This is a genomic window from Kribbella sp. NPDC054772, assembly GCF_053611945.1.
Window position 1 is genome coordinate 165569 of record NZ_JBSHBJ010000015.1, and the last position, 9972, is coordinate 175540.

Consider the following 9972-nt stretch of genomic DNA (forward strand, 5'->3'; position numbering starts at 1 on the left):
AACGGGTAGTGGTGTGGCGTTCGTTGGTCTTGCGGTGGTTGGTCGGGCGTACGCGGGCGTGTGCGTACATGTCTACGTCCCGTTGTTCGGTACGGAAATGGGGTCGCCGGATCGGGGCAGGCGGGTTAGCGTCGCGGGCATGGTTGATGCCTTGTTCGGGGTGCCTCGGTTGGTGGCGTTGTATGACGTGATGGAGACGGGGCGGGGGGATCTGGAGCATTACCTGGCGATGGTGGGGGAGTTCGGGGTACGGCGGGTGTTGGACGTGGGCTGTGGGACGGGCGAGTTGGCCTGTTTGCTCGCGGGGCAGGGCGTGGACGTCGTGGGGGTGGACCCGGCGGAGGCTTCGCTGGAGGTTGCTCGGGGCAAGGAGTTTGCGGAGCGGGTGCGGTGGATCCACGGTGATGCCACGACGCTGCCGGAGCTGGACGTTGAGCTGGCGGTGATGACGGGGAACGTCGCGCAGGTGTTTCTGACCGACGAGGACTGGGCCGCGACGGTGCGTGGGGTGCATAGGGCGCTGGTCGGCGGTGGGCGGTTCGTGTTCGAGACGCGGGATCCGGCGCGGCGGATCTGGGAGGAATGGGCGGACTGGTCGCGGGAGAAGACGGGGCAGGTTGTCCCGGCCGACGGTGGTGGGACCGTCGAGTGCTGGAGCGAGTTGACCGGCGTCGACCTGCCGTTCGTGTCGTTCCGGGCGAACTACGTGTTCTCGTCCGACGGGGCGGTGCTGACCTCGGACTCGACCTTGCGGTTCCGCGAGCGGGACGAGGTCGAGCAGTCGTTGGTGTCGGCCGGGTTCGTGGTGGATGAGGTGCGCGAGGCGCCGGATCGACCAGGCATGGAGTTCGTGTTCGTCGCCAGAAAACCGTGAGCCGACGCAACATGTCCGTGAGCGGACGCAACATGTCCGTGAGCGGACGCAACATGTCCGTGAGCGGACGCAACATGTCCGTGAGCGGACGCAACACGCCCGTGAGCGGACGCAACACGCCCGTGAGCCGACGCAATGCGCCGGTGAGCCGACGGAAGGCCGTGAGTTGCGGAAGGGCTAGGAAGCTTTCAGCAGTGCGGTCAGGGTGTGGTGGGCCGTGCGGGACATGACCGGGTTGGTTTCGACGTAGTACCAGAGGCAGCCGATGGCCTGGGCGAACGACCAGGCCATGCCGCGGCGCCACTCGGCGTCGTCGCTGCCGAGCGCCGTACGGAACGCGGAACGTGCAGTCGGGTCGAGGAGGTTCCACGCAGGCTGGAGGTCCATCGCGGGGTCGGAGACGGTGAAGGTGCCGACGTCGATCACGCCGGCGAGACGGCCGTTCTTGACGAGCAGGTTGCCGGGCATCAGGTCGCGGTGGGTCCACGCGTCCGGTTCGGTGCGCGGCGTCGTACGCAGGTCGGCCCACAACCGCGCGAGCGCGTCCACGTCGATCATCCCGCGACTGCGCTCCAGACCCTCCGCGACATAAGGGTCCTGCGACGTCACCAGCCCGCCACGCCACGACCCGGTGAACACCCGCCCCTCAGTCGGCTGCGCGCGCAGCGCCAGCACGAACCGCGCCAGATCCTCCGCGAAGGCGAGTGAGCCGGCCACGTCGGCGTCGTACGCGATGGTCCCGTCGACCCAGCTGTACACACTCCACGGCAGCGGATAGTCCAGCCCCGGTGCACCGATCGCGATCGGCTCCGGCGTCGGGTACGGCGACATTGCGCGCAACCGTCGCGCCGCGTCGGCCTCGTCCTCGAGCTCCCGTCGCAGCTCGTCCGCGTCGCCCGGCAGGATCGCGAACCGGGCCACCAACTCGTCGCCGATCCGGAACAGCGCGTTGACCGTCCCGTGCGAGGTCACCTCGCGGATCCGCAGCTGGCTCCAGTCCGGGAACTGCTCTCGGACCAGGTTGGCCACGTGCTCGGTCGTGACCTGGAGTTGCCCCTCGTGCATGACCATCCGCAGAACCTACTTCACGTCAATCAGCAGCGCGGGCGCCACCCGCGCCGACCCGATGCCGCGGTCCGGTTTGCCGAGCCGGAAGCGGACCTTGCCCTTCAGTACGGTCCCGGACTCGGCCTGCCCGTCGACCAGATCCTCACCCGGAAAGAGCGTGAACGTCCACCGCTCGTTGTCCTCGCTATCCGGCGGCGTCGCGCCACACTGCAGCACCCGCGCACCCCACACCTGCCGGGTCATCCACTGCCGGGTGTCCTGCCCGTTCACCACAAACTCATCCGCGGCGATCACGTCGTTGTAGCTGCCCAGCGACGGCCCGTACGCCCCGACCACGCTCGCCACCAACTGCCACGAGCGACCACCGGGCAGCGGGATCCCGGCCGGCAGGCGCTCGTCGAACACATCAGGCGAAGGCGTCGGCCGCACCTCGCCCGGCAGCGGTCGCCGAGTGTCTAGCCGCTCAGGATCAGGGACCAGCAGTACGCCGTACTCCACCTCGCCGGCGAACCGGGCCGACGCGAAGTGCTCGGTCAGCGCCCGCGTCGCGTCCTCGGCAGCCTGCCAGTCCAACGTGTCGAGCAGATACTCAGGGGTGATCGCGGGCAGGCCCCGCTCCCGGACCAGGGTCGCAACCGCACCGTGGTTCCAAACGGCCAACCGGTCCAGGGACGAGGTAATGAAGTCGTTCATTCCGGGCAACGGTAATCACCGGATCCGACAGTTTCAGTGCGTCGCGAGTGGGCGGGCGCGGTCCGTGGCCAGGCGGATCGCGAAGACCGCGAGCGCCGTACCGGTCAGGTAGCGATGGATCCGCATCCAGGTCGGGCGGCGGGCGAGGAACACCGCGACCGAGCCGGCGGTGATCACGAAGACCGCGTTCATCACGACGCCGACGGTGAGTTGGCCGAGGCCGAGGATCAGGCTCTGCAGGCCGAGACGGCCGCGGGACGGGTCGAGGAACTGGGGGAGCAGCGAGATGTACAGGATCGCGATCTTCGGGTTCAGCAGGCAGGTCAGCAGACCCATACCGAACAGTTTCCGTGGCCGGTCCGGTTCGAGTTCCTGCGTGGCGAAGACCGACGAGCCGCCGGGACGGAGCGCGTTCCACGCCAGCCACAGCAGGTACGCCGCTCCGGCGAGCTTGAGCGTCACGTAGATCTCGGGGACGAGCGCGAAGAGTGTCGCTAGACCGGCGCTTGCCGCGAGCAAGTAGATACCGAACCCGACGCCGACCCCGGCGAGCGAGATCAGCCCCGCGCGACGGCCCTGCGCGATCGAGCGTGAGATCAGGTAGATCATGTTCGGTCCGGGGACGATCACCAGACCGAGTTCGACCAGTGCGATACCGAGGAGCGCCTCGTTGCTGACCACCATGGAGCCGAACCTAACAGCGGTCCCGGGAGTGTCGCCGGGGGTTTCCGATGCTGAGATCGGCGGAATTCCACTCGCGGGTTGTACTCACCCTCGGTTAGCGTGGAGGCGTACGCCTGACGGTTTGTGAAGGAGACGGTATGAGCGACAAGTCCAGCACGCCGGCGGACGATCTGCAGAAGAAGTTCCGGGAAGCGCTCGAGAAGAAGAACGCCGGAAACCACGACCACCCCGGCAACGGGGTCCGTGGCCAGGGCGTTGGCGAAGCGCACAACGACAAGCAGAAGCGCCAGTTCCGGCGCAAGTCCGGCAGCTGACAACCGCCACTGTCCATCCATCCGCATGAGCCCCGGGTTGCCGCCCGGGGCTCGACCTTTTCCCGGGCAGTTTCTCGGGGCCGCGGACACCCTCCGGGGGGTTCGGACAGGCAATAGCCTGTCTACGGTCCCCATCGGGTGTCCGAGGTAACGACCAGTGTTACTGCGTGACCGGCTCGAGCAGCCCGGCTAGCCGGCCCAGCTCGGGCTCCCAGCCCTGCCGGTGGTTGGCGGCGTCTTCGGCGTTTGCGAAGCCGGTGTGGCTGAGCAGCATCCGGGTGCCGTCCGCGACCTCGGACAACTCGACCTCGACCCGGGTCGGATCGTCGTCGGTCCCGTCCCACTTCCAGCTGAACACCAGCCGCCGCGGCGGGTCCACCTCCAGGTAGGTCCCGCGCACGACATGCGGGCCCATCCACACGACGTAGTCCCCGCCGACCCGGACCTCGGCCTCGACCTTCAGTTCCAGGTCCGGGTTCGGGCAGTACCACTGGACCAGCAGGTCGGCGCGCGTCCAGGCGTCGTACACCCGGCCGATCGTTGCCGGCAGCACTCTTTCGATCCGGATCTCAGTGTTCATCGGCGTCCCCTCGCAACAGTTCTTCCAACCGGTCGACGGTGCTGTTCCAGTACGACGTGAGGTCGCCGAGCCACTGCTCCACCTCGGCGAACGCCTCCGGCCTGAGCGTGCACACCACGGTCCGCCCGACGCGCCGCCGATTCACCAGCCCCGCGTCCACCAGCACGCGGACGTGTTTGGTCATCGCCGGCGGCGTGATCCGGTGCGGCTCGGCGAGCTCGCCCATGGTCGCGTCGCCGCGGCTGAGCCGGCCGACGATCGCCAGCCGGGTCGGGTCCGCGAGCGCGCCGAAGGTTTTCGGCAGTCCGGTCAGCACGAGGACACTTCACCAACTGGTGAAGTGTCCTGTCAAGTCCGTACGCTGGCCGACATGACGCAGCCGTTCATCGAGACCAGTGGAATCGCCCGCCACGACGGCTTCGCGGCCCTCGCCGCCGGCGGCCCGTTGCAGCGCCTGACGTTGTTCACCGGCGTCCCCGTCTGCCTCGTCACCGGGTACGCCGAGACGCGCGAGCTGCTCGCCCATCCGGACGTGGTGCGCTCGCCGATGGACGGCCCGCACCGGGACTCGGTGATGGACGACCTGATCTACCGGACCGAGCAGCACATGCTGGGCGCGAACCCGCCGGATCACACCCGGCTGCGCAAGCTGGTCACGGCCGCCTTCACCCGGCGCCGGATCGACGCGCTGGAGCCCCGGATCCGCGAGATCGCCGCTGAGCTCCTCGACGAGATGGCGGCTGCGGGGGGAGACCGCATCGACCTGGTGAACGCGTACAGCTACCCGCTGCCGATCACCGTGATCTGCGAGCTGATCGGCATCCCCGCGGTCCGGCGCGAGGAGTTCCGCCGCTGGTCGACCGTGTTCGTGAACGCGACCGTGTACACCGCCGAGGAGTACATCGAGGCGACCACGCTGATGCTCGACTTCGTGCACGAGCTGATCGCGACCAAGCGGGCGGCGCCGGCCGACGACCTGCTGTCCGGCCTGATCCTGGCGCAGGACGGTGGCGACCGGCTGAGCGAGGACGAGCTGACCTCGATGATCTTCCTGTTGCTCGCCGCCGGGCACGAGACCACGGTCAGCCTGATCACGAACGGAGTACACGCTCTACTTCGGCATCCGGACCAGCTCGCGCTGCTGACCGCGGAGCCCGAGCGGCTGCCCGCGGCAGTCGAGGAACTGCTCAGGTACGACGGTCCGCTGCAGGCCGCGATCCCGTACGTCGCGCAGGCGCCGATCGACCTCGCCACGGGCCGGATCGAGGCCGGTGAGGTGATCGTCTTCGCGCTCCTCCCCGCGAACCGCGACGCCCGCAAGGTCGATCGCGCGGACGAGCTCGACATCACCCGGGCCGACACCGCGCACCTGGCGTTCGGGCACGGCATTCACCACTGCCTCGGCGCGCCGCTGGCTCGGCTGGAGGGCCGGATCGCGCTCGGCATGCTGTTCGAGCGCTTCCCGAACCTCCGGCTCGCCGAGCCGGACCAGGATCCGCCGCGGCACCCGAGCCTGCTGATGAACGCGATCCGGGAACTCCCCGTACGGCTCTGACCACGCCGCGCGCGGGCGCGCCTGAACATCGGATGAACCGCTGCTGAATCACATCGATGGGATTGCAGCCCGCTTGACCAGGGATGTCATTCTGTCCGGGTGACAGAGTCGATGGAGGCCGCGCGACACCTGCTGAACTTCGCGATGGCCTCGCACTGGCTGCTGCTGGTGCTGTTCATCGCCGCGGCGGTCGACGCGGTGTTCCCGGTCGTGCCCAGCGAGGGCATGGTCGTCACTGCCGGCATGGCAGCCGCCGCCGGCCACCAGAACCTGCTGCTCGTGATCGCGGTCGCGATGGCGGGATCGGTGATCGGCGAATCGGTCTGTTACTTCATGGGCCGCGGCTCCGGCCCGGCGCTGCACCGCTGGATGAAGCGGCAGGAACGCCGCCAGCAGGTCTACGAACGGGTCGCCGCCGCATTGCACTCCCGCGGCGGGCTGATCCTGATGACGGTGCGTTACATCCCTGGGGCCCGGATGGTCGCGACGTTGACGGCGGGCGCGACGCGGTACTCGTTCAAGAAGTTCATCGTCTTCACCTTCGCCGGCGTCACCGTGGCTTACACGTACGTCGCTCTGCTCGGGTACCTCGGTGGTGACGCGTTCGCGCACGACCAGCTGAAGGCGCTCGCGTTCAGTCTGAGCCTGGCCGGGGTGATCGGGCTGGTGGTCGAGACGACCCGCCGGATCGCGGTGAAGCGCCGCGCGGCGAAGATCACGAGCGCTTAACGATCCCTGCCTGGGTTTCGCCGTTGACGCGTGTCCCGGACCAACATTTCCGGGCGGACGTGCGTCAGTAGACAGGTGGTGAGGCCTGGGGTGAACCTCATGGGCGTCGCGCTGGTGATCGCGGCGGTCGCTGCCGGGTGTGCCGACGTACCGCTGGAAGGCGCACCGTCGGCGGGCAAGACGACCACGAAACCGACGCCGAAGCCCAGCACCAAACCGACGCCGAGCAGTCCGGCGACCACGCCGAAACCCAGCACTCCGGCGACGAAGCCGACGCCGACTCCCTCAGTGCCCCCGTCGAAGCCCGCCGCGGGCAACCTGCTCGCCGCCGCGCCGGTGACCCGGAGCTTCCCGGGCCGGCTGCCGAACGGGAAGCCGCCACTGTTCGTGGTCGTCTCCTTCGACGGCGCCGGCGACCTCGCGCTCTGGGCGCACTGGCGGGCGGTCGCGAAGCAGGTCAACGCCCGGATGACGTTCTTCCTCTCCGGTCCGTACCTCTACCCCGGCGATCACCGCGACGACTACAAACCGCCGTACAAGAAACCGGGCGCGTCGGATATCGGGTGGGGCGACACCGCGAACGTGCTCGGCCGGACCACGGTCCTGCGACAGGCGATCGCCGAGGGTCACGAGATCGGCACCCACGCGAACGGGCACTTCTGCGGTACGACCGGCATCGGACGGTGGACGACGGCGCAGTGGACCGCCGAGCTGAGCGCGTTCGACCGGATGGTGCGGACCGGGCCGTCCCTCGCGGCCGGCAAGACCGTCGCGCCACCGTTCGACCCCGCGACCGTGAAGGGCATGCGGACGCCGTGCCTGGAGGGCAACCGGCCCGCGTACCGGCAGGCGATGGTCCAGCGCGGCATGCTGTACGACGCCTCCGCGCCCGGCTACATCGCCTGGCCGAAGAGGCAGAACGGCCTGTGGGACTTCCCGCTCGAGTCGGTCACGCTGGCCGGTACCGCGAAGAAGACGCTGACGATGGACTACAACTTGTGGTTCGCGCAGACCCAGGCCCGCAAGGCGCCGCTCGCGCAGGCACCCGCCCTGAAGGCGCAGGTAATCGCGACCTACCAGCAGGCGCTCGCGAAGTCGCGGGGGAGCGGCAACCCGCCGCTGTTCCTCGGCAACCACTTCAACCGGTGGAACAACAGCGTGTATTCCGACGCGCTCACCCAGTTCGTCACGCAGACGTGCAGGCAGCCCGACGTACGGTGTGTGTCGAACATGGAGCTGGCGAGCTGGCTGACGAAGTACGGCGCACCGAGTGGGCGGAACCGGCCGTCATAGCTTCAGGTAGCCGTACGCGCTCTGCCAGGTGCCGCCGTCCTTGATCCGGCCGACCACGAGGCGCTGCAGGCGGGTGTCCTGCGGGAGCTCGTCGAGGCGCTCGAGTCCGTGGGTGCGGAACGTGAAGAAGATCGCGCTGTCCTGGCTGTCGTTCGCCGTCCCGTACGGCGTGAAGCGGCGACCGAACCGCACCATGTTCGACTCCTGCGGGAGGTTGTCGAGCAGGTACGGGTCGATCAGCCAGGACCACAGGTTCGCGGTCTGCACGGGGTACTCCGGGAAGTACCGCGGGAAGAACTCGCGGGCCTGCTGGAGGCTCTCGTCGACCAGCTCGGGCGTGAGCGAACCGGTCTCCGGGATGTGGACGCCGATGATCCACTCGCCCGGCTCGGTGCCCGGGACCGGCTTGTCGGCCGGGACCTGGTGCAGCAGGTACTGCAGGCGGCCGAGCGCGTAGATCTGACCGGTCCAGTGGATCGTCATCCACCAGTGCGTCTCCAGGCCGTAGTCGCCGTGGGTCCGCCGGTTCACCTTGATCTGCTGCCCGAGGTCGGCGAGCGTCGCCCAGCTGATGTCGTCCGGGATCCCGCGCTCCGCGTGGTACCGGCGGATGTCCGGCACGGTGTCCAGGAACGCCTGGATCGAGTTCCGCGGATCCTCCGGCATCCGGAACTCCGGCTCGCTCCCGAGCTTGCCGATCGCGCCCCGGATCTGGTCGGCGAGATCCTTCACCGCCACCTGATCCGGCGCGAACGCCTCAGCAGCCTCCCGATCGACGTCGGCAAACCCCAGCAGGCGGTACTCCTCGGCAGTCGTCACTCGTCAACGTTAACCGATTCGGCCCGGCCACAGACTTACGATCTCAACCGTGGGCTACCAGCGCTTCTCGCCGCCGGACGAGCTTCGGCACGTGATCGACCATGTGTGGTTGGTCGATTCCGGGGCGCTGGCGGAGGTTCGGCGGGAGATCCTGATTCCGAACGGGCGGCCGGGGCTGGCGGTGGCGTTGGGAGATGCGGGGACGCGGCATGATCCGGTGACGCGGGGCGAGTGGCCGAATGTGGCGTCGGTGTTCGGGATCATGACGCGGCCGCAGGTGCTCGCACAGGGCGGTACGTCGATCTACGCGGGCGTGGAGTTCTTGCCGTGGGGGCTCGCGGCGTTCGGGCTGCCGGGGTTGGTGGACGAGGTGCTGCCGATGCGGGAGTGGGTCGGGGCGGACCTCGCGGGGCTGGTCGGAGAGCTCCGGGCGGAGGAGTTCGGCGCAGGGCGGGCTGAGCGGTTGGCTGGGTTTCTGGCGGGGCGGTTGGTCGGCTTCGACGTGCAGCCGGTGGTGGTCGAGGCGGTGCGGGCGATCGACGCGTTGCGGGGGCAGGTGGCCGTGGCCGATGTGGTGCGGCGGTGCGGGACGTCGTACAGCACGTTGTACCGGGTGTTCCGGCGGAGCCTGGGGATCGGGCCGAAGCAGTACGCCGAGATCGTTCGCTACTTCCACTTCGTCGGCGGGCTGCTCGATGGACCGGCGGACGCGGCGGCGACGTTGTCGGCGTTGCACGGGTACTACGACCAGGCGCATGCCGCGCGGGACTTCAAGCGGTTCACGGGGGTGAGCGCGACGTCGTTCCGCGCCGTCGAGAACGGGATCGCCGCGTTGATGCATGGAAGATCCGTCCAAGACGAACCGCCGGTCGACGGCTGATCATCGAGACATGGGACGCATCGTTCATGTCGAGATAGTTGCCGAGGACCACGACCGGGCCACCGAGTTCTACACCAAGGCCTTAGGCTGGCAGGTGACGCCGGCGCCGATGCCGGACGGGTACCTGCTCGCCGCGACCGGGTCGGGAGAGGGGATTGACGGCGCGATCATGAGCAGCCGGTACCAGTCGCAGCCGACGATCGCCTGGATCGAGGTCGACGACCTCGAGGCGACGCTGACCGCCGTCCGTGGCGCCGGCGGTCAGCAGGTCGGCGACGTACAGGAGCTGCCGGGCATCGGGCAGCTCTGCTACGTCCGCGACACCGAAGGCGTGCTCATCGGCCTGCGGACCTGAGCCACTCACCAACCTCCCCGCCCCCCCCCGCGGCCCGCCCCCGGGGGGGGGGGGGGGGGGGGGGGCGGGGGGGGGGGGGGGGGGGGGGGGCCCCCCCCCCCCCCCCCCCGGGGGGGGGGGGGGCGAGA

14 protein-coding genes are annotated in these 9972 nt (G+C 69.0%); 8 read left to right on the top strand and 6 right to left on the bottom strand.

All coding sequences use genetic code 11. The features are described 5' to 3' along the window. Positions 1–139 precede the first annotated feature (139 nt). Positions 140–874 (top strand): class I SAM-dependent methyltransferase, encoded by a 735-nt coding sequence (locus tag ACWGID_RS23735; RefSeq protein ID WP_452199895.1) that lies wholly within the window; start codon positions 140–142, stop codon positions 872–874. A gap of 11 nt (positions 875–885) precedes the next feature. Then, positions 886–1104 carry a hypothetical protein gene (locus tag ACWGID_RS23740; protein ID WP_452199922.1) on the top strand — a complete coding sequence of 73 codons (219 nt, stop codon included), beginning with the start codon at positions 886–888 and terminating at the stop codon, positions 1102–1104. Here ACWGID_RS23740 and ACWGID_RS23745 read toward each other — a convergent pair. The 3 genes from ACWGID_RS23745 to ACWGID_RS23755 are packed head-to-tail and all read right to left on the bottom strand — an operon-like array spanning position 1052 to position 3319. Continuing rightward, complete coding sequence (locus ACWGID_RS23745; protein ID WP_452199897.1) at positions 1052–1945, bottom strand: aminoglycoside phosphotransferase family protein; 894 nt, start codon at positions 1943–1945, stop codon at positions 1052–1054. The two genes, ACWGID_RS23740 and ACWGID_RS23745, sit on opposite strands and share 53 nt — an antisense overlap. Positions 1946–1954: 9 nt before the next feature. Further along, the gene (locus ACWGID_RS23750) at positions 1955–2635 is read right to left on the bottom strand and encodes a hypothetical protein (RefSeq protein WP_452199899.1); all 681 of its coding nucleotides are present in this window, start codon (positions 2633–2635) and stop codon (positions 1955–1957) included. Between the two features lie 33 nt (positions 2636–2668). Continuing rightward, on the bottom strand, positions 2669–3319 hold the full coding sequence (locus ACWGID_RS23755; protein WP_452199901.1) for a LysE family translocator: 651 nt from the start codon (positions 3317–3319) through the stop codon (positions 2669–2671). Between the two features lie 137 nt (positions 3320–3456). Here ACWGID_RS23755 and ACWGID_RS23760 point away from each other — a divergent pair, with 137 nt between their 5' ends. After that, on the top strand, positions 3457–3633 hold the full coding sequence (locus ACWGID_RS23760) for a DUF5302 domain-containing protein (RefSeq protein ID WP_452199903.1): 177 nt from the start codon (positions 3457–3459) through the stop codon (positions 3631–3633). 160 nt (positions 3634–3793) lie between these two features. Here ACWGID_RS23760 and ACWGID_RS23765 read toward each other — a convergent pair whose 3' ends face one another. Both ACWGID_RS23765 and ACWGID_RS23770 read right to left on the bottom strand, forming a co-directional pair. Further along, positions 3794–4213 carry an SRPBCC family protein gene (locus ACWGID_RS23765; RefSeq protein WP_452199905.1) on the bottom strand — a complete coding sequence of 140 codons (420 nt, stop codon included), beginning with the start codon at positions 4211–4213 and terminating at the stop codon, positions 3794–3796. After that, entirely contained in the window at positions 4203–4529 is a 327-nt protein-coding gene (locus ACWGID_RS23770; protein ID WP_452199907.1) for an ArsR/SmtB family transcription factor, read from the bottom strand. Before ACWGID_RS23770 ends, ACWGID_RS23765 begins: the two co-directional genes overlap by 11 nt. A gap of 54 nt (positions 4530–4583) precedes the next feature. Between ACWGID_RS23770 and ACWGID_RS23775 the strand changes: the two genes are divergently transcribed. The 3 genes from ACWGID_RS23775 to ACWGID_RS23785 all read left to right on the top strand — a co-directional run bounded on the left by ACWGID_RS23775 (position 4584) and on the right by ACWGID_RS23785 (position 7790). Next, entirely contained in the window at positions 4584–5768 is a 1185-nt protein-coding gene (locus ACWGID_RS23775; RefSeq protein ID WP_452199909.1) for a cytochrome P450 family protein, read from the top strand. Positions 5769–5867: 99 nt separating this feature from the next. Further along, positions 5868–6497 (top strand): DedA family protein, encoded by a 630-nt coding sequence (locus tag ACWGID_RS23780; RefSeq protein ID WP_452199910.1) that lies wholly within the window; start codon positions 5868–5870, stop codon positions 6495–6497. A gap of 99 nt (positions 6498–6596) precedes the next feature. Beyond that, positions 6597–7790 carry a hypothetical protein gene (locus tag ACWGID_RS23785; RefSeq protein WP_452199912.1) on the top strand — a complete coding sequence of 398 codons (1194 nt, stop codon included), beginning with the start codon at positions 6597–6599 and terminating at the stop codon, positions 7788–7790. On the opposite strand, the gene ACWGID_RS23790 is transcribed toward ACWGID_RS23785, so the two are convergent. Next, a complete protein-coding gene (locus tag ACWGID_RS23790; protein ID WP_452199914.1) occupies positions 7785–8609 on the bottom strand; it encodes an acyltransferase domain-containing protein in 825 nt (274 codons plus the stop codon). The genes ACWGID_RS23785 and ACWGID_RS23790 overlap by 6 nt on opposite strands. 49 nt (positions 8610–8658) lie before the next feature. Between ACWGID_RS23790 and ACWGID_RS23795 the strand changes: the two genes are divergently transcribed. After that, a complete protein-coding gene (locus ACWGID_RS23795; RefSeq protein ID WP_452199916.1) occupies positions 8659–9489 on the top strand; it encodes a helix-turn-helix domain-containing protein in 831 nt (276 codons plus the stop codon). Positions 9490–9499: 10 nt separating this feature from the next. Continuing rightward, positions 9500–9844, top strand: coding sequence for a VOC family protein (locus tag ACWGID_RS23800; RefSeq protein WP_452199918.1), 345 nt, complete (start codon positions 9500–9502; stop codon positions 9842–9844). Positions 9845–9972 lie beyond the last annotated feature (128 nt).

Excerpts from the sequence above, each read along its gene's own strand:
- ACWGID_RS23735 (WP_452199895.1), top strand. The coding sequence starts at position 140 with ATGGTTGATGCCTTGTTCGGGGTGCCTCGGTTGGTGGCGTTGTATGAC.
- ACWGID_RS23740 (WP_452199922.1), top strand. The coding sequence starts at position 886 with ATGTCCGTGAGCGGACGCAACATGTCCGTGAGCGGACGCAACATGTCC.
- ACWGID_RS23745 (WP_452199897.1), bottom strand. The coding sequence starts at position 1,945 with ATGGTCATGCACGAGGGGCAACTCCAGGTCACGACCGAGCACGTGGCC.
- ACWGID_RS23750 (WP_452199899.1), bottom strand. The coding sequence starts at position 2,635 with ATGAACGACTTCATTACCTCGTCCCTGGACCGGTTGGCCGTTTGGAAC.
- ACWGID_RS23755 (WP_452199901.1), bottom strand. The coding sequence starts at position 3,319 with ATGGTGGTCAGCAACGAGGCGCTCCTCGGTATCGCACTGGTCGAACTC.
- ACWGID_RS23760 (WP_452199903.1), top strand. The coding sequence starts at position 3,457 with ATGAGCGACAAGTCCAGCACGCCGGCGGACGATCTGCAGAAGAAGTTC.
- ACWGID_RS23765 (WP_452199905.1), bottom strand. The coding sequence starts at position 4,213 with ATGAACACTGAGATCCGGATCGAAAGAGTGCTGCCGGCAACGATCGGC.
- ACWGID_RS23775 (WP_452199909.1), top strand. The coding sequence starts at position 4,584 with ATGACGCAGCCGTTCATCGAGACCAGTGGAATCGCCCGCCACGACGGC.
- ACWGID_RS23785 (WP_452199912.1), top strand. The coding sequence starts at position 6,597 with ATGGGCGTCGCGCTGGTGATCGCGGCGGTCGCTGCCGGGTGTGCCGAC.
- ACWGID_RS23800 (WP_452199918.1), top strand. The coding sequence starts at position 9,500 with ATGGGACGCATCGTTCATGTCGAGATAGTTGCCGAGGACCACGACCGG.